The sequence below is a fragment of the Actinoplanes awajinensis subsp. mycoplanecinus genome, from assembly GCF_001509495.1.
Lineage (GTDB): Bacteria > Actinomycetota > Actinomycetes > Mycobacteriales > Micromonosporaceae > Actinoplanes > Actinoplanes palleronii.
In genome coordinates, this window is record NZ_LLZH01000338.1 from 18,138 (window position 1) to 39,316 (window position 21,179).

Here is a 21,179-nt window from a genome sequence, read left to right on the forward strand (position 1 = left end):
CCCCACACAACGCCGCCCGGCCACAGCGTGTGAAGTTACGGTGCGCTGCGCACCCAAAAACCCCACACAACGCCCCACCACCGGCAGCGTGTGAAGTTACGGTGCGCTCCGCACCCAAAAACCACACACAACGCTCCACCACCGACAGTGTGTGAAGTAGCGGTCAGTTGTGGTCGTTGACCAGGGCTGCGACCGCGGCCACGGCGGCCGCGAGTGTCGCCGCGCTGAGCAGTGCGGTGTCCTCGGGCGGCCAGCCGTTGCCGGCGGCGACCACCGCCGGACGCCAGCTCGGTGCGGTCGTGAGCGCGACGATCAGGTCCGGCAGGCCAGGGTGCGGGGCGTGACTCCACACCACCACGGCCGCCGGGTGGCCGCGATGGACCGCCTCGGTGAGCGCCTCGTGCGGCAGCCCGGCACCCAGGTGCAAACAGCCGGTACCGCGCTCGGCGAGCGCCGCGGCCAGCGCGTCGAGGGCGCCGACGTCGCGCCCATGGTCCGCGGCGACCAGCAGCACCGGGGCCGGTGAACCCGCGGGCGGGCGGGGCACCTGCGCGAACACCTCGCTCAGGCAGCGCCCGAGCAGCCGGCGGGCGACGGACTTGCGCGCGTCGCTGTCCCGGGCCTGCCCGAGGTGCAGGAAGGCCGGCCCGGCCAGGGTGTGCCAGGTACGCAACACGCCGTGCGCGGCGACCGCCGCGGCCAACGCCTCCCGCAGGGTCAGCACGTCCATCCGCCGGGCCGCGCGAGCGAGTCCCCGGGCCGCGGACTCGGTGCCCGGGTCGGCGGCCGGATGCCGGGCGGTCCAGTCCGCGGTGGTGCGGCGAGCCATCCGGGCGGCGTCGGCGGCCGGCACCCCACGCGTGGTGAGCTGGGCCATCGTGGTCAGCGCGGTGATGTCGTGCGGGGTGTACCGGCGGTGCCGGCCGGCCTCGTGACCGGTCGGGCCGAGCCCATACCGCTGGTGCCAGGTCCGCAGCGTGGTGGCGGCCACGCCGAGCCGGCGAGCCAGCGCCCCGGCACTCAGCGGCTCCCCCGCGTCGGTGGGTGGGCAAAGGTCACGCAGGCCGGGTCCGACCTGCGCGCTCTGGAACGTCGCGTGGTGATCCACCGCCGACCCGCCCTCGTGGTCACCGAGCACACCACGCCCGGGGTCGGACGCGGGCAGTGGCAGGTCCTCGGACTCGTGGGCCGTCGCGCCCATGGCGTCGTTCTCACACACCGCTGCGGACACCCGCCGAATGCACGCCCAGTTTAGGGCTAGGTGCCCGACTCGTTACCACGGGAGTCGCGACCCGGATCTTGTTAGGGTGCCGGATGCCTACTCTGCTGCCGCGGGCGGCGCCGGCCACCGCGGGGATGTCGTCCCGCGCGGTCGCCGCGCTGTTGGACAAGATCGAGGCGCTGGGCGTCGAGTGTCACTCCCTCATGGTCGTGCGCCGCGGGCACGTGGTGGCCGAGGGGTGGTGGGCGCCGTACTCGGCGGAGCGCCCGCACCTGCTCTACTCGGTGACCAAGTCGTTCACCTCGGTCGCGGTCGGGCTGGCGATCGCCGACGGGCTGCTGTCGCTGGACGACCGGGTGGTCGACGTGCTGCCCGACCACGTGCCGCCCGGCATCTCCGCGCAGGGGCGCCGGCTCACCGTGCACCACCTGCTGTCGATGACCACCGGGCACCGGGTCGACAGCCTCGCCGAGGCTTGGCAGCGCGAGCCGGATGACCTGGTCAAGGGCTTTCTCAGCGTGCCGTTCCCGGATTTTGACAAAACCCTTCATGGGTACGACAACCCGACCACCTTCGTCCTGGCCCGGATGGTCGAGCGGGTCACCGGGCGGGGCCTGCCGGAGTTCCTCGACGAGCGGCTCTTCCACCCGATGGGCATCGAGCACGCCGAGTGGGACCGGGTCGCGAACGGTGCCGCCTTCGGATTCCACGGGCTGCACCTGACGACGGAGGCGCTCGCCGCGTTCGGCGAGGTGCTGCTGCGCGACGGCGGGTGGGGCGATCGGCAGCTTGTCCCCCGTACCTATGTGAATCTCGCGACGCGCAAGCACACCGCGACCCGGCCGATCGAGGGTGGACCGGCGGACGGCGACTACCTGCGGGGATACGGCTACCAGTTCTGGATGTCGCGGCACGGTTTTCACGCCGACGGCTCGTTCGGCCAGTTGTGCGTGGTCGTCCCGTCGCACGATCTGGTGATCGCCGTGACCGGTGCCCACACGCAGGCCCAGGCGCTGCTCGACGCGATCTGGGAGTGCCTGCTGCCCGGGGTGGACGACACCGGGAGCACCCGCGACGACGAGGTTCTCGCCGAGCGCCTGCGCGGACTGTCCCTGGTCATGGTGCCGGGCGCCGCGGGACGCTCCGTGACAGCCCGGCTCGACGGCACCGCGGAGGACGCGCCGTTGCCCGACGGCACCACGGTGATCGTCGACCCGGCCGACGGCGGCTGGCGGCTGACCCTCGGGGAACTGACCGTCAATATCGGTCACGGCACGTGGCGGGAGAGCGCGCCGCTCGGCCGCCCGATCGTCGCTGCCGGCGCTTGGCAGGGCGACATGTTCGTGGCCGACCTCTACGTGATCACCACCCCGCACCGGGTCCGGCTGACCGTCGACTCGGCCACCGGAAAAGCCGTGGCGACCTGGAACATCACCCCGCTGACCGGCCCCGGGATGCTCCGGCAGCTGCGCTCACCCCTGATGACCCGGCCCGACGTCGCCTGAGGCGAATCGGCCCGTACCAGCGCCATGTGCGGCGCATGCCAGCGACCTGGGGCAGACTCGGTCTGACGGACACTGCTCGCGCGAGAAGGACCTATGACTGAGGTAGCAACACCCGCCGCCGCGGACGATCAGCGGATCACCGGCGACATATTGAAGATCGCCGGGGTTGTCGTTCTCGGCGCCATCATGTCGATCCTCGACATCACGGTTGTCAACGTCGCATTGCCGACATTCCAGACCATTTTCGGTACGGAAGGCCAGCCGCTGGCCTACTCGACCGTCGCGTGGACGGTCACCGCCTACACCCTGGCGCTGGCCACCGTCATCCCGCTCACCGGCTGGGCCGCCGACCGGTTCGGCACCAAGCGGCTCTACATGACCGCGATCACGCTGTTCACCCTCGGGTCGGTGCTGTGCGCGATGGCGAGCAGCATCAACATGCTGATCGCGTTCCGGGTGCTGCAGGGGCTCGGCGGCGGCATGCTGATGCCGCTGGGCATGACCATCATGACCCGGGCGGCGGGCCCGAAGCGGATGGGCCGGCTGATGGCCATCCTGGGCGTGCCGATGCTGCTCGGCCCGATCGGCGGCCCGATCCTGGGCGGCTGGCTGATCGACGCCGCCAGCTGGCACTGGATCTTCCTGATCAACCTGCCGATCGGCATCATCGCCCTGATCTACGCGTTCGTGGTGCTGCCCAAGGACGCGCCGCACCCGTCGGAGACGTTCGACTTCGTCGGCATGCTGATGATGTCGCCCGGCCTGGCGCTGTTCCTCTACGGCGTCTCGTCGATCCCGTCGGAGGGCACGGTCACCGCGCCCAAGGTGCTGATCCCGGGGATCGTCGGCCTGATCCTGCTGGTCTCGTTCGTCTTCTACTCGTTCAAGCCGGCGCATCCGCTGCTCGACCTGCGGCTGTTCCGCGACCGCAACCTCGCGGTCAGCATCATCACGATGTTCCTGTTCGCGGTGGCGTTCTTCGGCGGCCTGCTGCTGGTGCCGACGTATTTCCAGCAGATCCGCGGCGAGTCGGTGCTGCACGCCGGCCTGCTGGTGGCTCCGCAGGGGCTCGGCGCGATGCTGACGATGCCGATCGCCGGCATGCTCACCGACAAGTTCCCGGTCGGCCGGATCGTGCCGTTCGGCCTGCTCTTCATCCTGGCCGGGATGATCAGCCTGACCCAGATCACCTCGACCACGTCGTACACGTACCTGATCGTGACGCTGTTCGTGATGGGTCTGGGCATGGGCGGCACGATGATGCCGATCATGACGTCGGCGCTCAAGACGCTGCGGGCGGCCGAGGTGGCCCGCGGGTCGACGCTGCTCAACATCACCCAGCAGATCGCCAGCTCGGTCGGTGTCGCGATCATGTCGGTGATCCTGACCAACGGCTTGAAGGACGCGCAGCTGGCCGGCCCGGCGATCGCGTCGCGCCGGGATCCGGCGATCGCCGAGCAGATCGGCGGCGAGGCCGGTGTCAGGGAGGGTCTGGCGCAGGCCGCGCACGCGTTCGCGCACACCTACTGGGTGGCGGGCGCGCTGGTCGCGGTGACCGTGGTGGCGGCGCTGTTCCTGCCGCGCAAGCGCGAGGAGGCCGCTCTCGGCGCGGACCGTTCCGAAGCCGCACCGGTGATCCTGCACTGATTCGGTGAGTTGCCGAAGGGCCGGTGGGCGGTTGCTCACCGGCCCTTCGGCATTCCTGGACAACGCTTGACATCGATGCGCTCGAACTCTTCTATTAGGCAAGTTAACTAATTACTAGCCTGAGGAAGACCCCATGCGTCGATCAGTTCTCGTGGCTCTCGCCGCGGCCGTCGTGGGGGCGGCCGGATTTGTCGCCCTCGCTCCCGAGGCGCAGGCAGCCACCACCTCCCGCATCCCGGCACACGTCTTCGCGCCCTACTTCGAGGCCTACAACGGTGACAGCCTCAACGGGCTGTCCCAGCAGTCCGGCAACAACTTCCTGACCCTGGCGTTCGTCCAGACCGCGAGCGCCGGATCCTGCACCGCCCTGTGGAACGGCACGACCGCCATCTCATCGGCGACCTTCGGCGCCGACATCACCGCGATCCGGGCCCGCGGCGGCGACGTCATCCCGTCCTTCGGGGGATACGCGGCCGACAACGGCGGCACCGAGCTGGCCGACTCCTGCACCAGCGTGGACGCGATCGCCGCCGAGTTCCAACGGGTGATCACCACCTACGACGTCACCCGCATCGACCTGGACATCGAGGACAACTCGCTGAACCGCCCCGACGGCATCGACCGTCGCAACAAGGCGGTCAAGAAGGTCGAGGACTGGGCCGCCGCCACCGGCCGGCTCGTGCAGTTCACCTACACGCTGCCGACCACCCCGACCGGTCTGGCGCCCAGCGGCCTCGCCGTGCTGCAGAACGCCGCGCAGAACCAGGCCCGGATCGACATCGTGAACATCATGACGTTCGACTACTACGACGGCGTCACGCACGACATGGCGGCCGCCACCCAGACCGCCGCGACCGGGCTGGTCAGCCAGCTCAAGGGCGTCTGGCCGGGCAAAACCGACGCGCAGTACTGGAACCAGGTCGGCATCATCGAGATGAACGGCCAGGACGACTACGCCAACGACACCGGCAACCTGAGCGCCGAGGTCTTCACCCTCGCGAACGCGACCACCGTGACCAACTGGGCCAAGGCCAAGGGCATCGGCGCCCTGTCGTTCTGGGCCCTGCAGCGTGACAACGGCGGCTGCCCCGGCCAGGCACCGGGCGAGCGCAACTGCTCCGGTGTCGCCCAGTCGACCTGGCAGTTCAGCCAGCTGATGCGCAGCTTCACCTCCGGCGCGACCAGTTCGCCGACGCCGAGCGCCTCGGCAAGCTCCGCCAGCCCGTCGACCCCGTCCAGCCCGTCGCCGTCGCCGTCGAGCCCGTCGCCGTCGGTCTCCACCCCGGCCGGCACCGCCTGGGCGGCCGGTACCGCCTACAAGGTCGGCCAGATCGTCACCTACAACGGCAAGCGCTACCAGTGCCGCCAGGCGCACACCGCCATCGTCAGCTGGGAGCCGCCGAACGTCCTGGCCCTCTGGCTCCCCCTCTGACCCACCGGTCAGGCAGTACCCGGCTGGTGGTGGCGGTCGCCTCCCGGCGCTTGAGGAACCCGTGACCACCAGCCGGGGCCCGGCACCGGCTGGTTTTCAGGGGTGCCTCCGGCCCCTCGAGACACCCCTGAGGGCCAGCCGGGGCCCGGCACCGGCTGGCTTTCAGAGGTGCCTCCGGCCCCTCGAGACACCCCTGAGGGCCAGCCGGGACCTGGTACCGGCTGGCTTTCAGGGGTGCCTCCGGCCCCTCGAGGCACCCCTGAGGGCCAGCTGACACCGCTCGGTTCAGGGGGCGAGGGCTATGGCGGCGATCTGCTCGGGGTCGACCGGGGTGGAGAACAGGAAGCCCTGGCCGGAGGGGCAGTTCGCCCGCAGCAGGTAGTCCAGCTGTTCCTCGGTCTCGATGCCCTCGGCGATCGGGCGCAGCCCCAGCGCGGACGCCATGTGCAGGATGCTTCCCACCAGGACCGGGCCCTTCGGGCTCAAGGTCAGTGCGTCGATGAACGACTTGTCGATCTTGAGGATGTCGACGTCGAGCTCCAGCAGGTAGGCCAGCGAGCTGTATCCGCTGCCGAAGTCGTCGATCGCGACGCGGACGCCGATCTGGTTCAGTTCGGCGAGCACGGCGCGCGCCCGGCTGTACTGGTCGACGAGCACCTGTTCGGTGATCTCCAGGACCAGGCTGTGCGGTTCCAACTCGGATTCCGTCAGGCAGTCCCGGACGTGGTCGAGCAGGCCGGGGTCGGCGAACTGGGTCGGTGACAGGTTGACGCTGACGTAGAGGTCTCCGCCGGCCGGGAGCTGCCGGCGCCAGGCGCCGAGTTGCCGGCAGGCGCTGCGGATCACCCACGCGCCGAGGTCGGTCATCAGCCCGAGGTCCTCGGCGAGCGGGATGAAGCTGACCGGCGGGATGACGCCGCGTTCCGGGTGGTACCAGCGCAGCAGCGCCTCCGCGCCCTGCATCCGGCGGGTCCGCATGTCCACGATCGGCTGGTAGACCAGCCGCAGCTGGTCGAGCTTGAGCGCGGCCCGCAGGTCGTTCTCGACGATCGCGCGTTCCATCACGGCGACGCGCATCCGCGGCTCGAAACGTTCGAAGCGCGCCTTGCCGCTGGTCTTCGCGGCGTACATGGCCAGGTCGGCGTCGCGCAGCAGGCTCAGCGCGTTCTCGTCGTCGCCACCGCACGACTCGGCGACGCCGATGCTGGTGTCGATGGTCAGCGGTCGACCGGCCAGCCACGTCGGTTCCTGCAGAGCGGCCAGCATCCGGGTGGCCAGCGTCGCGGCGATGCCCGGGTCGTCGAACTGTTCGACAAGTACGGCGAACTCGTCGCCGCCGAGCCGGGCCACGGTGTCGTCCTCGCCGATGCACCGGGCCAGCCGCGAGGCGGCGATGGTCAGCAACTCGTCGCCGGCGAGATGGCCCAGGCTGTCGTTGACGGTCTTGAAGCCGTCCAGGTCCAGCAGGAAGACCAGGACCGGGCGGCCGGTGCCCCGGGCACGGGTCAGCGCGGCCTCGGCCCGGTCCAGGAACAGCGCCCGGTTGGGCAGGCCGGTCAGCAGGTCGTGGAAGGCCTGATGGTGCAGCCGGTCCTCCAGCACTCGGCGCTCGGTCACGTCGGTGACGATCCGGATGCCGCCGGTGAGCTGCTCGTCCTCGTCGACGAGCGGCGCCTGCGCGACCTCCACCTCCACGGTCGAGCCGTCGCTGCGCAGGTGCTGCGCGGAGGAACTGCCCGGGCTCTCCGGCCGGACGGCCGGGTCGGCGAGGCTGGGATCCACCCGGCCCAGCACCTCGGCCTCGGTCCAGCCGTAGATGTCCTCGGCGGCCCGGTTCCACCGCAGCACCCGGCCGGTCGGGTCGGTTTCGATGATGCCGACCGGTGCGGAGTCGAGCAGTCCGGCGAGCCGGGTGGCCATCGCCCGGTTCTCCGTCTCCCGCTGGGTGGCGCTGCGCTGGGCCTGCTCGGCGGCGGTCCGCAACCCGCGCTCGGTGGTCAGCGACTCCACCAGCCGTTGCACGAGCGGCCGGGTCACCGAGCCGGCCAGCCGGGCCTCGCCGCGGGCGGCCGCCTGCACCGCCTCGGCCAGTGCGACCCCGCTGGTGCCCTTGACCAGGTAGCCGCACGCCCCGGAGAGCAGCGCCTCGATCACCAGTGACTCGTCGCCGTACGCGGACAGCACGATGACCGCGGGCGGATCCTTCAGCGCGGTGATCGCCTTGGTCGCGGTCAGGCCGTCCATCCCCGGCATCCGCATGTCCATCAGCACCACGGCCGGGCGCAGTTCCCGGGTGAGGGCCACGGCCTCGGCGCCGTCGCGGGCCCCGCCCACCACCTCGATGCCCGGCACCCGGTTCATCAGCCGGATCAGCCCGTCGCGGACCTCGTCCACGTCGTCGACGACGAGCGTGCGCACCACCGGGATCGTGGTGGTGCCCGCCTCGCCGGCCTGCGGGGCCGGGCGCCGGGACGCCGACATGCCGGACCCGTGATCCGACCACTGACGTTCGGTCACGGCAGTGCCACCTCGCGGTCGGTGGCCGGCATCCAGATCTGGACCCGGGTGCCGCCGCCGGGCGTGGACGTGACGGTGAACCGGCCGGAGGTCAGCTCGGCCCGCTCCCGCATCCCGGCCAGTCCGAAATGCCCGCCGGCCACGAACGACGGTATGTCCTCGAGGGCGAACCCGACGCCGTCGTCGTCGATGGTCAGGTCCACCCCGTCGCCGGCCGGCACGTCGATCAGCTCCACCCGGGCCCGGCCGGCCCGGGCGTGGTTGGCGACGTTGGTCAGGGCTTCCTGCACCACCCGGTAGAGCACCGTCTCGGCCTCGGGCGTCATCCGCCGCGTGGTGGACACCGCGACCGGGCACTCCAGCCCGGTACGCCGGCGGAACGAGGCGGCCAGGTCGCGCAGTGCCGGCTCGAGGCCCTGCTCGTTGAGGGCCGGCGGGCGCAGCTCGGTCATCAGGGTGCGCAGGTCCCGGATCTCCTGTTCCAGCCGCAGCTGCGAGTCCAGCAGCAGGGCCTTGCTGTCTGCGACGTCGTCGAGGTCCAGCGCGAGCGAGGCCTCCTCGAAGCCGTAGCGCACCGCGGTGAGCCGCTGGATCGGGCCGTCGTGCAACTCCGCGGCCAGCCAGGTGCGTTCGTCCTCCCGGCCGCGGATCGTCTGGGCCAGCAGCTGGCGCCGTTCCCGTTCCACCGACTCGAGGTCGTGCAGGGTCTGCGAGAGTTGCTGGCGCTGCTCGGCCAGTTCGCCGGCCCGCTGTTCGATCTCCTGGTTGGCCGCTTCCAGGGCCTCGGTGCGCCGGGCGACCAGGTCCTCCAGGTGATCGCGGTGATCGCGGAGTTCCTCGCGGGCCACGTCCAGCGCGATGGCGGCCTTGGCGATCTGGCGCTGCATGACGTTGAAGCTCTCGGCCATGATGCCGATCTCGTCGCGGGTGTGCACCGTCACCGGGGTCTCGTCGACCTGGGCGTGCGCGTCCTCGAGGCGACCACCGGCGAGGGCCTCCATGGCCTTGGTCAGGTCGGCGAGGGTGCCCTGCGCGAGCCGGTCGGCGCTGGCGGCCAGCTGCCCGGCGGCCTGCGCGATGGTGCCGGGCAGCACCAGCCCGACGGTGACGGTCAGGATCGCGACCGCGACGAAGATGTCCTGCAGCACGGTCGTCAGGATCAGGTGGCCGCGGTCGACGGTCTGCACGGCGAGCAGGTATCCGGCGCCGTCGAGCACCATCACCGCCAGCATCGCGCCGGTCAGCTTCATGTGCATGGAGCGGAAGTAGACCGGCAGGCCGGCGCTGCGGCGGTCCCGCACCACCCGCCAGGTGTAGAACACCGCCCCGGAGTAGGCCAGGGTCAGCCCGAACAGCACGGTGGGCAGGCCGTACTGCTCGAAGCCGAGCACCGTGGACAGGCCCCAGACGGACGCCGCGCCGACGCCGAGCATCACCGTGCCCCTCGGCGCGCGCCACGGCCGGTGCAGGTCCGGGGCGTGCCGGCGCAGCAGCCACACCGCGACGCTGGGCAGTCCGATACCGATCAGGTAGGTGAAGTTCGCCGCGGCGATCATCCAGACCGGGTCCCCGGCCAGCAGGAACGCGATCGCCAGGGTCGCGGTCAGGGTGGTGGCCACCCATGGGGTGTCGGTGCGGGAGCGACGCGCCAGCACCCGGGGCAGCAGACCGTCCTCGGAGAGCTGGGACAGCGTGCGGGCCGCACCGGCGAGCGGCTGCAACGTACCGTGGAACATGTTGAAGATCATGAACATGATCGCGGCGGATTTGGCCGCCGCGCCGAGCACCGTGCCGAACACCGGGCCGAGGCTGACCGCCAGGTCCGCGCTGAGCCCGTCGGTGCCGATCACGCCGAGCCAGACGACCGGGATCAGCAGGAAGTAGACGCCCGCCATGCCGCCGCTGGCGATCATCGCCCGCTTGACGTTGCGGACCGGGTCCTTGGTCTCGCCGACGTGGCAGGTAGCCGCCTCGAACGCCGGCGCGGCGAAGCCGATCAGGTACAGCCCGGCCATCGCGCTGGTGATCTGGCCGAAGACCCCGGAGAACGGCGTGATCAGGTCGAACGTCGCGGCCTGGTGCCAGTCCATCCGGCCGGACAGCACCGGCCCGAGCACCGACAGGAACGCCAGCACGGCCGAGCCGACCGCGATCGGGCTGGCCAGCCGGGTCACCCACCGGACACCGGCCAGGTTGACCGCGGTGAACAGCACCACGATCACGACCGCCAGCACGGTCACCGGCACCTGCGGGAGCACCCAGTGGTGGATCGCCGACCCGGACAGGATCGCGGTCAGGCCACAGGTCGGCACCCAGCCCCACCAGTAACAGACCCCGGTCAGGTTCGCGAGGACCGCGCTGTACGGCCGGAACGCCTCGGCGCAGGTCGCGGCGATGCCACCGACCCGGTTCGGCCACATCAGCACCAGTTCCAGCCAGCCGGGCGCGGCCGCCCAGGCCAGCAGCAGCCCGACCAGCAGCAGCGGCACCGCCGCGCTGCCCTGCGACACGACGAGCGCGGGGATCAGGAACAGGCTCTGGTTCGACCCGCCCATCGCCATCGCCGTGGTGCCGAACCAGCCGATCGTCCGCGGGTGCTCGCGCAGCGACCAGTCCTCGTTCCCGGCCCCGCCTGGGGTTTTGTGCCCACCAGAGGCCTCGGCCACAGCCGCCATCTGCCGAACTCACCACCCCTCGCGCTCGTCCGCCCTATCGGCCGGATGAGCGATCGCCTGAGGCGATGGCCGGGAACTCCGGCTACGGGAGGTGGAGGCGGACCTGGATCGGCAGGTGGTCGCTGGGGAACTGGCCGTGCGGGCGGGACAGGTTCATCAGCGCGCCGCGGACCGTGACACCCGGGGAGGTGAGGATCCAGTCGTCGCGTTCGGCGTCGGGGATCGGGTCCTGGTAGTTGTGGATCGTGCCGTAGGCCGGGCCGCGCCGGGAGGCGGTGGTCCAGCTGTCACGCAGGCCGGCCTGCCCGGTCAGCACCTGGTAGACCTCGCTGTCCGGTGCCGCCGGGCTGTTGAAGTCGCCGGTGAGCACGACCGGCAGCGGGTCGAAGCCGGCCAGCCGCTCCTGGATGAGCCGGGCCGAGTGGCGGCGGGCCTCGGCGCTGTTGTTGTCCAGGTGGGTGTTGACGGCATAGAAGCGCCGGCCGGTGCGCAGGTCGGTGAAGAGCACCCAGGTGACCATGCGGATCCGGAACGAGTTCCAGCTGGTCGACGCCGGGATCTGCGGTGTCTCGGAGAGCCAGTAGTTGCCGGACTTTCCCGGGCGCAGCCGCTGCCGGTCGAAGTAGATCGCCATGTGTTCGCCGACGTCGCCACCCTCCCGGCCCAGGCCGATCCGGCCGTAGCGGTCACCCAGGTCGGCGTCGATGTCGCGCAGCTGGTCCGGGAGCCCCTCCTGGGTGCCGATCAGGTCCGGGTGTTCCGCTCGGAGCAGGGCGCGGGTCACCGGGCGGCGCTGCGCCCACGAGTTCGGCCGGTTGTCCGCGGCGTACCGGAGGTTGAAGGTCATCACGTCCAGGTCGGCCGGTGCGGCCGGGCCGGCCAGCCGGTCCATCGCGGAGCGCGCCGGGGAAAGCGGCGGCGCCGGAGACTCCCGGGGTGCCAGGAACCGCGGCGGCTCCTGGGCAGCGGCGTCCCCCGCCGTCTGCGCACAGAAGACGGTCACGAGCAGCAGTACCAGCAACCGCATCGACAGACGATAACAGACGATCAATTACGCAGAGTAGTCACTCATTCGGGATTGGAGCGGTTCAGGACGCGTACACCCGCGGCGAACGTGATCAGCTCGGCGTCGCTGATGGTGAACGCGTCACTGACGGTGATCACCAGGGTGGCGTTCCAGTCGGTGACGTCGATGGACAGGACCACGGCGCCGGCTCGGCGGTCGAGCTGCGCGTCGTACCCCTGGATCTTTTGATTGACGGTTTTGAGTTGCTGCCGGTGGCGCAGGACGGTGGTGAGGGCGGCGGTGCCGGGGGTCGCGGACGGTGCGCGGAAGGTCATCCGGGACGCGGAGACGGTGTCGGTCAGCAGCCCGGCGGGGCTGAAGTCGAGCGCGAACGGCGGGGACACCGCGATCGTCGCGGGGGTCAGCGCGTCGGCGAGCGCGACCACCTGGCTCGGCGTGTAGGTGTCATCGGTGGCGAGCTGGATCCACCGGTTCGCCGATTCCTTCCACGTCAGGTTGAGCTGTTTGGCGGGCTGCACGTCGACGGTGCGCAGCGTGCCGGAGTGGCCGCGGACCTGTCGGTGCACTTCGGTGGCCGGCGATGTGAACGACGGTTCGCGGTTCGACACGGTCACCGTGATGTCGGCGTGGTCGCGCAACTCGGTCGCCTCGAAGAACGCGCTCGGGTTCCCGGCGGCGATCGAGGCGACCGGTTTGCGCATGCCGCCGGTGGCCGGGAGCGTGTAGGGAAAGGTCGGCGCGGTCCAGCCGCTGGTCAGCGCGCTCGCCGCCGGGGAGACCGAGGCGATCGGGGCGACCGGCGTGACCGGATCTGATCGGTTGGCGACGACGGTCCCGACCGGCACGGCGACCGCCAGGACCGCCACCGCGGCCGCGCCGGTGACGATCCGGCGGCGGTGGTAGCGGCGCGACCGGTCGTGGACGCTGCCCAGCAGACCAGAATCGGACGGGGCGTGGTCCTCGGCGTCGCGCATCGTCTCGGCCAGAAGCCGGTCCAGCTCATCCATCGACGCCAACTCCTGTCTCGCTCATGATGGTCCGCATCCGGCTGAGCGCGCGGGCCGCCTGCGACCGGACCGTCGACTGTCCGCAGCCCAGCAGCGTCGCGATCTCGTCGTCGGGCAGGTCGCAGTAGAAGCGCAGGACCAGCACGGCCCGCTGCGCACGCGGCAGGCCGCGCAGCAGCCGCCACATCTGATCGCGGGCCACGACACGCTGCTGGCTGTCCTCCAGGCCGATCATTTCCGGTACGTCGGCGAGCACGGCCTCCCGGTACGCGCGACGCCGCCGCCAGGACAGGAACTGCCGGACGATGGCGGTACGCACGTACGCCTCGGCGCTGTCCATCGCGGTGATCCGGTCCCACCGGCGGTGCATCCGGGCGAGGACCTCCTGCACGAGGTCCTCGGCCAGATGCGCGTCACCGCAGAGCACGTACGCGAACTTCAACAGGGCACGGCCGCGCCCGTGCACAAAGGCGTCGAAGTCCGGTTCTGTACTGGTCATAGTGGCCGTTTCGAGCGGTTCAGCACGCCTCGTAGACGTACGACTTCGAGCCCGGAGTGGTCACGTCGACGTCGCGCAGCACGATCGAGAGCGTGCCGGCGTAGGCCTTGCACGCCTTGGTGAAGCCAGCCCGAGAGTACTCGATCACGATCACGTTATTGCCGTACGAGGCGGTGTACGCGTCGCACTCGTCCCAATCGGCGCACTCCTCGGCGACCGCGAAGTCGAACCCGGCCTTCTTGGCGTTCGCGCTGCTCAGGTCAGCGGTGTTCTTCTGCCCGGCGGCCAATCCTTTGGCGTGGGCGCGCGAATTCAACGCGGTGGCGTACGCAATCGCCTGCGCCTGGGTCAGCAGGCCCTTCGACCGGGTGTAGGAGTCGAGGTTGTCGGACTCGATGGCCTTGAAGCCCCTGGTGGCGCACGCGTCGATCCACGCACCGACGACGCCGGTCAGCGCGGTCCGCTTCGCCGGGGTGGAGAAGTCCAGCATGATCTCGTTCCAGTCCTCGTCGATGACGAGGTCGCCGGCGGCGTCGTGCAGCAGCAGGTCGGGGTGGTTGGTCTTCCACCAGGACTCGGCGCCGGGCTGGGCCTGGAACGCGTTGACGTAACAGATCGTGTAGACGCCGGGGGCCGGGGTGGCCTCGCGATCGCGGCTGACGACGGTGACGCCGGAGGGCGGGGTGTAGGCACCGCCGATCTGGTAGTCGAAGGTGGCGTTGGCGGGCGGGGGCGCGAATGTCGGGGTCGCGGCCGGCGCGGTCGTTGTCGTCACGGGCGGTGTGGTCGTTGTTGTCGCGGCCGGCGCGGTCGTGGTGACCGGCTTGGTGGTTTTCACCGGCTTTGACGTGGCCGACGCGCTCGGCTTCGGGGCCACGATGGCCGGCGTCGGCGACGTCTGGTGCGGCTTCGCGGCCCACCAGGAGCCGCGGGTGCTCGCGTCCGCCGTGCCGATACCGACACCCAGGGCGGTGATCACCACGGCTGCCATGGCGACCCCCAGTTTGAGCGCCCTGCGGTTGGTAACCATCGATGTGACTCCTTGCGTCCGGGAACTGCTTCCCCTCATGAACGCGATGGGGCACCGTGGCTGCTGCCGTCCGTACCAAAAAGTTTAGAAGTTGATCGTCTGCATCCCGGTGCGTCCGTCGACACGTTGGATACCGAAGGCGCCCTTCAACTCGAACTGACCGGAGTCGCCGGCCGGCACGATCTCCCAGATCTGCGCCTCGTCACCCTCCTGGCAGGGCTGCAGCTGCAACGGCGCGGATGGCGTGGCGGTCACGCAGCTGTCCGGCAGCGCCACCGGCACGATCACCACCGAGTTCGGGGTCGTCGTCGCCGCCGGGAGCAGCGACATCTCGGTCGAAGAGTCCTTCACCGCACCGGTGAAATCGACGACATCGCCCGCGCCGACCTGCAGCCATTTATCGACACCGTCGTCGGCCACGTCGATCAGCACTCCGGTGTTCAGGTCGACACCGATGCGCCGGAGCTGGCTCAGGTTCGACGTCACGCTCGGCACGGCCTTGCTGCGGGAGGCGGCGACCGACGGGCTGGCCGACGGACTCGCGGACGGGCCGATCGGCGGCACGGAACGATCCGGGCCCCGGTCGAGGCCGACGCCGATCCCGACGGCCGCGATCAGCACCACGGCGAACGCGGCGCCCGCGGCCCGGTTGCGGCGCCGCCGATCGCCACGCCGGCGGATCTCCGCGGCCGGCGCGAGGTCCGCGGTGCGCTGGAGATGGTCGGCATACGCCCGGAAGCCCGAGTTCACCTGGTCGTCAGACATCGCTGCTCACCGTCCCCTCTCCAGAGTCTCGTCCTCGGTCAGATGCGCGGACAACGCGCGGCGGCCCCGGGCCAGCCACGTGGTCACCGTGCCGGTCGGCACGCCGGTCTCCTGGTGGATCTCGGCGACGGTCAGCCCCACGAGATGATGCAGCACGATCACCCGGCGCTGGTCAGCCGGAATCCGGCGCAGCGCGGCGACGATCGCCACATGGTCCGGGCCGAGCCCGTCGACGTGCTCTTCGGTGGTGTCCCGCCGGTGCGCGTGCAGCCGGTTGATCGCCTTGCGCCAGGCGCTCACCGCGTGCCGGTACGCGACCTGGCGGACCCAGGCCTCCGGATTCTCGTACGTGCTGATCTTGTGCCACTTGTTCCAGGCGCGCAGATACGCCTCGGCGACAGCGTCCTCGGCCTCGGCCCGGCTGCTCACCATCATCGAGACGTGAGCGAGGACCCGACGCGACGACGTCGCGTAGAACGCGTCGAAGTCCCCGGCGTCACGCATTAATAAGGCTCACTTCGCGTACTTGATGGTCTGCAGGCCAGTGCGGCCGGTGCCGCCCGTGGTGAGTTTCCCGTTCTCGACACGAAGGATGCCGAACTTTCCCTGAAGTTCGAACTGGCCCGAGTCACCGGCCGGCACCACGGTCCAGATCTGCGCGGCCGCGCCGGTCTTGCAGGTCTCCAGCTTGAGCGCGGCGCCGGCGGTGTCGGCGACGCACGAGCCCGCGCCGAGGTCCTCGTTGTAGAACGGCGGCTTGATCACGACCCGGTTCTTCTGCGCGACCGGCGCCGGCTTGAGCGCCATCATCGTGTTGTCGGTGCGGGTGGTGCCGGTGAAGTCGACGACACCGTTCTTGCCGATCGCGAGGTACCGGTCGACGCCGTCGTCGGCGACGTCGATCAGGACGCCGGCGTTGAGGGTGATACCGAGCTTCTTGAGCTGGCTGACGTCCGAGACGACGGCCTTCGGCTTCGCCGTGGCTTTTGCCGATGGTGCCGCTGTGGTCCGGGCCGCTTTCGGCGTCGCGGTGGTGGCCGGGCTCGATTCGACCACTGCCACGGGTACGGAGGACGGCGCGGTCGCGGCGTCACTCGCGGGCGTCGTACCGGCGCCGCAGCCGGTGAGGGCCGCGACACCGGCGAGGGCGAAGGCTCCGACGAGGGTCGTACGCATGGGGGGTCTCCTTGCTCGGCGTGTTCTGCTGCTGTGCCTCGAACACGCCTGGGAAGACCGGCCGATTTCAGAACCTCGATAACGGAAAGGTAACGCCTCAGCCGGCCTGGGCGCGGATCTCGCGGGCCACGGTCGGCCAGATCGCCCGGGGCATGTCGTGACCGACGCCAGGGAACTCGACGTAGCGGGCGCCCGGCACCGACGCGGCGATGCGGCGGCCGGCGGCGGGGCGGCCCAGCGGATCCTGCGCCCCGTGCATCACCAGGGTGGGCACGCGCATCTCGCGCAGGCGCGGGCCGTGCCAGGTGGCGCTGACCTGCCGGGCCTGGGCACGGCTGTCGCGGACACCGCTGGGCAGCCCGGCGTCGAGTTCGCGCTCCACCCGCAGGCGGGCGTCCTGCTCGTCGAACGGGTAGCCGGGTGAGGCGATCATCCGCAACAGCTCCAGGCCGGCCGCCACGTCGCCGTCGCGGCCGGCGGGCTGGCGCATGCGGGCCAGACGCGCCAGGAACGGCAGGTGGACGTAGCGCAGGACGGCGGCGCCCCGGACGTCACTGGGTATGGCGGCGAACGAGGTAAGGGTGTGCACCCGGTCCGGGTGGCGCAGTGCGGTGCGCTGAGCGACCAGGCCGCCCTGGGAGACGCCGAACAGGTGGGCGCGCTGCCAGCCGAGCACGTCCAGGACGGTGACGGTGTCGTCGGTCATGTCCTCGGCCGTGTAGACGGGCGGCCGGCGGCGGAACAACGCGGTCACCGGGTTGCCCACCGGGGCGTCGTCGAAGTGGGTGGAGCCGCCGGCGTCGCGGCCGTCGAAGCAGGCCACGTGGAAGCCGGCCTCGATCAGCGCGGTGACCAGGCCGTCGGGCCAGTAGAAGCGGGAGACGCCGAGGCCCATGAGCAACAGGAGCGGGGCACCACCGGCGCCGCCGAGGTCGTCGACCGCGAGGTGCACGTGGCCGTTGCGCGCGGTGTAAGGGGTCCTGATCATGAGCCACCTCAATCATTCGGGAACGGTGTTCGCGAACACCGTATTCGGAACGGTAGGCTTGGCGCAACGAAGGTGGGGGTGGCATGGAGACGGTGCCGGTATGGCTGCGGGAACGGCGTACGGGAGTGGGCCGCCCCGCCGAGCGCTCTCGCGCAGAAGTGACCGCCGCCGCGATCGCGCTCGCCGACCGGGAGGGCCTGACCGCGGTCTCGATGCGCCGGGTCGCCGCCGAGCTGGGCACCGGGCCGGCGTCGCTCTACCGCTACGTCGACGGCCGTGACGACCTGCTCGACCTGATGACCGACGAGGTCGCGGCCGGCTATCAGCTGTCGGCGCCGGGCGGCCCCTGGCTGCCGGGCCTGCTCGCAGTGTGCCGGCAGGGACGCGACCTGATGCGGCGGCACGGCTGGCTGCCGGAGCTGGTGCTCACCCGCTCGGCGCTCGGCCCGCACGGCACCGACCTGCTGGAACACGTGCTGGCGGTCCTCGCCGCCCACCCGGCGAGCGTGGGCCACAAGCTGGAGGCGTTCGGCGTGATGACCACGCTCACCGCCGCGCTCGCCCTGCACGAGCTCAACGCCGGCGCCGCCCAGCGGCAGGGCGCGTACCTGGCCCACGTGGTCGCGGCCGGGCGGCACCCCCACCTGGCGGCCGCGCTGACCGGCGGGCCGACGACGCCGGCGCCCCGCTTCGAGGACACCGTGTCCAGGGTGCTGGTCGGCCTGCTCGGGGAGTGATCAGGCGGCACTCAGGTCAGTGCACGATTTTTCGTACGAAAGCAAGGGTCTGACCCGCAGCGCCACCCGGTGTCCGTCGTCGGTCGTCCAGCGGGTGTCGACAGTGGCCGTCCGAACCGCCGCGAGCACCGCGGCCGCGTCGGTGACCAGGCACGGCCGCGACGGGTAGCCGGGCATCGCGGTCGCGGGCGTGCTCAGCGGCCACGGCCGCACGTCGGAGCCACCGTCACTATCGGCCACGACGACAACCGCGACCCGCTCCGAGTGGTACCGGCCGGCGTCGGTGCCTGCCCGGGTGGCGGCCTCGACGACCCGGCCCCGGTCACCATCACCCCGCACTGACGTCTCGTGCCAGCCGCTGGCCGTCCTGATCCGGATGACCAGCGTGGACGCGTCGGGAGCGTCGTCGCGGCCGGAGGAGAGCAAACCGGCAGCCCGCGCGTAGAGCCGATCCACGTCGTCGGGGGTGAGAAAGCGGCGAGTGCCGGTGACCACGACACCCTGATCGTCAGCGGCCAGGACAGCGGTGCCGTCGGCCAGCAGCGTGAAGGCCGGCAGCGCGTAGCGGGCGGCGGCCGGAGCCAACCCGCGGTACTCGCGGATCACCAGGATCGGATCGACACCGGTCCGTGGCGGCACCGGTTCGCCACCGCAGCCGGCCAGCACGACCAGGAGGACGAGCATCGAGAACTTCACGGCGGTGAGACGCCGCCGCACGGCATCGAGTTCCGCGTGTCCGTCCCGCTGCGGGCTTAGAGTGGGGCGATGTCGAAGGTACGGGTGCACAACCTCGCGGTCTCGCTGGACGGTTTCGCCACCGGGGACGGGCAGACGCTGGAGGCGCCGTTCGGGCACGCGGGCGGCCGGCTCATGGAGTGGTTCTTCCCGACGCGAGCCTTCCAGTCGATGCAGGGCAAGGACGGCGGGAGCGAGGGCGTCGACAACGCGTACGCCGCGGCGTGGGGCCCCGGCATCGGCGCCGAGATCATGGGACGCAACAAGTTCGGGCCACAGCGCGGCGCCTGGCAGGACGAGGAGTGGCAGGGCTGGTGGGGCGACAATCCGCCGTTCCACACGCCGGTCTTCGTGCTGACCCACCACCCACGGCCGACCCTGAAGATGGAGGGCGGCAACGTCTTCCACTTCATCGACGCGACTCCGGCCGAGGCGCTCGCGCAGGCGCGGGAGGCGGCCGGTGACCTGGACGTACGCATCGGGGGTGGTCCGACCACGGTCCGCCAGTTCCTCGAAGCGGACCTGATCGACCACCTGCATGTGGTGCTGGTCCCGATCGTGCTGGGCCGCGGCGTGCGGCTCTGGGACGGCCTGGAGAGCCTCGAGGACCGGTTCACCATCGAGGCCGTGACGACCCCGAGCGGCGTCACCCACCTGACGTTCGCGCGGCGGGCGCTATCGGCGTAGGCCGGTCAGCAGGTCCTTCAGCAGGGCGGTCATGTCCGCGGACCGGAAATCCAGCGTCGCCATCGTCGCCGGGAAGTTCTCGAACCCGACCTCGATGAGGGCGTTCCCGGACCAGGCGCGCGCTCCGATCTTCTCGTCCAGATACGCCGCGGCCGGGACACCCACCCGAGGCAGCTCGACGGCACCCGCCCAGCCGTCCTCCTCGGGCCCCCGGCTCACCAGGCTGTCGACTTCGTCGTGGGTGTACCGGCGACCGTTCCCGTCGATGTGGAACTCGGCCACGAACGAGTTCGGTGCGCCGGTTGCGCCGTAGTGACAGCGACCGTCGTAGCCGCCGTCCTTGGCGATCGAATACTGCACCGTGCCGGCCTTCACCTCCGCGAACGCCGGCACGGTGAGTTCGGGGCAGCTCCCGCCGATGTCCTTCCACGGCGGCGCGGGTTCGCCGGCGCACCCCTGCAGTGCGGCGAGCACCAGGCATCCCAGCATCAAGAAACCGACAGCGCGAGCCATCACGCTCCGCAGCTCAGGTCGGCGAAGCCAGCCCAGGTCCGTGCGATGACCAGTTCCTGACCCAGCTCCATCGACCGACCCTACCCTGCCGTCCGGACCGGGGCCGCGTCGTGCCTCGCCGCCGGCTCCTCGGCCGCGTGTTCCACTTCCATCAGGCTCATCTCGTGCCGCTCGGCCTCGTACGCCTTGTGCCCGCCCCGGATCCCGAACAGCCGCTTCGACACCAGCAGGTAGACCACGGCGGCCACGTTGATCACCAGCGCCCCGATCCGGAACGCGGTCACCCGCTCGGTCAGCTCGTAGATCTCGATGGGCAGGCCGAGTGACGTGGCGACCAGCGCGAAATACTCACCCCAGCGCTTGAGCAGCCACAGGCCGGCGCCCTCGACGAGCTGCAGCACGCCGTACACGATCAGGGCGATCCCGGCCCAGAGCAGCGTGTCGGACTGCGCCTCGACGACCCGCCGGATCGTCTCCACCACCGCCGAGTTCTCCAGGTTCCAGCCGATCTTGTCGGTGAACGGCTTGAGCAGCGGAATGTCCTCGTGGAAGGCCCGCTCGATGGCATCACGGCTGTCCCGGAACTGGATCACGCCGTAACCGGCCGCGAGCACGAACAAACCCTTGACGAAGCGCTCCACGGCCAGCAACCGCAAAATGATCGCGTCACGCAGCGCCCGCCCCCGCGGCACGAGCGGCGCGTCGGCGGCCGGCCCGGCCATCCGCGGCTCCCCCAGCACGAAGTCCCCGCACCGCAGGCACCGCCAGGCCACACCCAGCGCCGTCTCGGCGTGCAGCCGCGCACGAAGGTCATCCTCAGCAGGCGCATAGGTCAGATGCCCACGCCGCCCGCAGACCAACAGGTTCACATCCACAGCACAGTTGATACAACACCCAGTCACGGCCCCAAGGACCAGACCGTTACCTCTCAGTGCGCTTTAGCAAGCACACGGTTGGTAGTCCTGCCTTGCGGCGGGACGGTCCCGGTCTGACCGGCGGGTGCCGTGCCGGGTTGAC

General features: G+C 70.8%; 19 protein-coding genes. 5 read left to right on the forward strand and 14 right to left on the reverse strand.

The window, feature by feature from the left end:
- Window positions 1-163 precede the first annotated feature (163 nt).
- The gene (locus ADL15_RS47610; protein WP_198171326.1) at window positions 164-1,231 is read right to left on the reverse strand and encodes a MerR family transcriptional regulator; all 1,068 of its coding nucleotides are present in this window, start codon (window positions 1,229-1,231) and stop codon (window positions 164-166) included.
- Between the two features lie 83 nt (window positions 1,232-1,314).
- Here ADL15_RS47610 and ADL15_RS47615 point away from each other — a divergent pair, with 83 nt between their 5' ends.
- The 3 genes from ADL15_RS47615 to ADL15_RS47625 all read left to right on the forward strand — a co-directional run bounded on the left by ADL15_RS47615 (window position 1,315) and on the right by ADL15_RS47625 (window position 5,806).
- Entirely contained in the window at window positions 1,315-2,727 is a 1,413-nt protein-coding gene (locus ADL15_RS47615) for a serine hydrolase domain-containing protein (protein WP_232345052.1), read from the forward strand.
- Window positions 2,728-2,820: 93 nt separating this feature from the next.
- A complete protein-coding gene (locus ADL15_RS47620; RefSeq protein ID WP_067707042.1) occupies window positions 2,821-4,374 on the forward strand; it encodes a DHA2 family efflux MFS transporter permease subunit in 1,554 nt (517 codons plus the stop codon).
- Between the two features lie 133 nt (window positions 4,375-4,507).
- Window positions 4,508-5,806 (forward strand): carbohydrate-binding protein, encoded by a 1,299-nt coding sequence (locus ADL15_RS47625; protein WP_083972605.1) that lies wholly within the window; start codon window positions 4,508-4,510, stop codon window positions 5,804-5,806.
- A 285-nt stretch (window positions 5,807-6,091) separates the two neighbouring features.
- On the opposite strand, the gene ADL15_RS47630 is transcribed toward ADL15_RS47625, so the two are convergent.
- From ADL15_RS47630 to ADL15_RS47675, 10 genes are all read right to left on the reverse strand, one after another.
- Complete coding sequence (locus tag ADL15_RS47630; RefSeq protein WP_067707047.1) at window positions 6,092-8,323, reverse strand: putative bifunctional diguanylate cyclase/phosphodiesterase; 2,232 nt, start codon at window positions 8,321-8,323, stop codon at window positions 6,092-6,094.
- Window positions 8,320-10,998, reverse strand: coding sequence for an amino acid permease (locus tag ADL15_RS47635; protein WP_067707050.1), 2,679 nt, complete (start codon window positions 10,996-10,998; stop codon window positions 8,320-8,322). Before ADL15_RS47635 ends, ADL15_RS47630 begins: the two co-directional genes overlap by 4 nt.
- Window positions 10,999-11,080: 82 nt before the next feature.
- Complete coding sequence (locus ADL15_RS47640) at window positions 11,081-12,025, reverse strand: endonuclease/exonuclease/phosphatase family protein (RefSeq protein WP_083972606.1); 945 nt, start codon at window positions 12,023-12,025, stop codon at window positions 11,081-11,083.
- 41 nt (window positions 12,026-12,066) lie between these two features.
- Complete coding sequence (locus ADL15_RS47645) at window positions 12,067-13,032, reverse strand: hypothetical protein (protein WP_067707052.1); 966 nt, start codon at window positions 13,030-13,032, stop codon at window positions 12,067-12,069.
- The gene (locus ADL15_RS47650) at window positions 13,025-13,531 is read right to left on the reverse strand and encodes a SigE family RNA polymerase sigma factor (protein ID WP_067707055.1); all 507 of its coding nucleotides are present in this window, start codon (window positions 13,529-13,531) and stop codon (window positions 13,025-13,027) included. Before ADL15_RS47650 ends, ADL15_RS47645 begins: the two co-directional genes overlap by 8 nt.
- A gap of 19 nt (window positions 13,532-13,550) precedes the next feature.
- Window positions 13,551-14,561: an endo alpha-1,4 polygalactosaminidase gene (locus ADL15_RS47655; RefSeq protein ID WP_067707058.1), complete on the reverse strand. Its 1,011-nt coding sequence runs from the start codon at window positions 14,559-14,561 to the stop codon at window positions 13,551-13,553.
- An 84-nt stretch (window positions 14,562-14,645) separates the two neighbouring features.
- Complete coding sequence (locus tag ADL15_RS47660) at window positions 14,646-15,326, reverse strand: hypothetical protein (RefSeq protein ID WP_067707060.1); 681 nt, start codon at window positions 15,324-15,326, stop codon at window positions 14,646-14,648.
- Window positions 15,327-15,332: 6 nt separating this feature from the next.
- Window positions 15,333-15,830 (reverse strand): sigma-70 family RNA polymerase sigma factor, encoded by a 498-nt coding sequence (locus tag ADL15_RS47665; RefSeq protein WP_067707063.1) that lies wholly within the window; start codon window positions 15,828-15,830, stop codon window positions 15,333-15,335.
- Window positions 15,831-15,839: 9 nt separating this feature from the next.
- Window positions 15,840-16,502 (reverse strand): hypothetical protein, encoded by a 663-nt coding sequence (locus ADL15_RS47670; protein WP_067707066.1) that lies wholly within the window; start codon window positions 16,500-16,502, stop codon window positions 15,840-15,842.
- Between the two features lie 97 nt (window positions 16,503-16,599).
- On the reverse strand, window positions 16,600-17,490 hold the full coding sequence (locus tag ADL15_RS47675; RefSeq protein ID WP_067707068.1) for an alpha/beta fold hydrolase: 891 nt from the start codon (window positions 17,488-17,490) through the stop codon (window positions 16,600-16,602).
- 83 nt (window positions 17,491-17,573) lie between these two features.
- Between ADL15_RS47675 and ADL15_RS47680 the strand changes: the two genes are divergently transcribed.
- Window positions 17,574-18,227, forward strand: a complete 654-nt coding sequence (locus tag ADL15_RS47680; protein ID WP_067707071.1) for a TetR/AcrR family transcriptional regulator — start codon at window positions 17,574-17,576, stop codon at window positions 18,225-18,227.
- On the opposite strand, the gene ADL15_RS47685 is transcribed toward ADL15_RS47680, so the two are convergent.
- Window positions 18,228-18,944, reverse strand: a complete 717-nt coding sequence (locus tag ADL15_RS47685; RefSeq protein ID WP_067707074.1) for a hypothetical protein — start codon at window positions 18,942-18,944, stop codon at window positions 18,228-18,230.
- Between the two features lie 48 nt (window positions 18,945-18,992).
- Between ADL15_RS47685 and ADL15_RS47690 the strand changes: the two genes are divergently transcribed.
- Window positions 18,993-19,649, forward strand: a complete 657-nt coding sequence (locus ADL15_RS47690; RefSeq protein ID WP_067707076.1) for a dihydrofolate reductase family protein — start codon at window positions 18,993-18,995, stop codon at window positions 19,647-19,649.
- Here ADL15_RS47690 and ADL15_RS47695 read toward each other — a convergent pair.
- Window positions 19,638-20,138, reverse strand: coding sequence for a hypothetical protein (locus tag ADL15_RS47695; protein ID WP_067707079.1), 501 nt, complete (start codon window positions 20,136-20,138; stop codon window positions 19,638-19,640). The genes ADL15_RS47690 and ADL15_RS47695 overlap by 12 nt on opposite strands.
- A 104-nt stretch (window positions 20,139-20,242) precedes the next feature.
- Window positions 20,243-21,037, reverse strand: coding sequence for a DUF2127 domain-containing protein (locus ADL15_RS47700; protein ID WP_067707081.1), 795 nt, complete (start codon window positions 21,035-21,037; stop codon window positions 20,243-20,245).
- Window positions 21,038-21,179 lie beyond the last annotated feature (142 nt).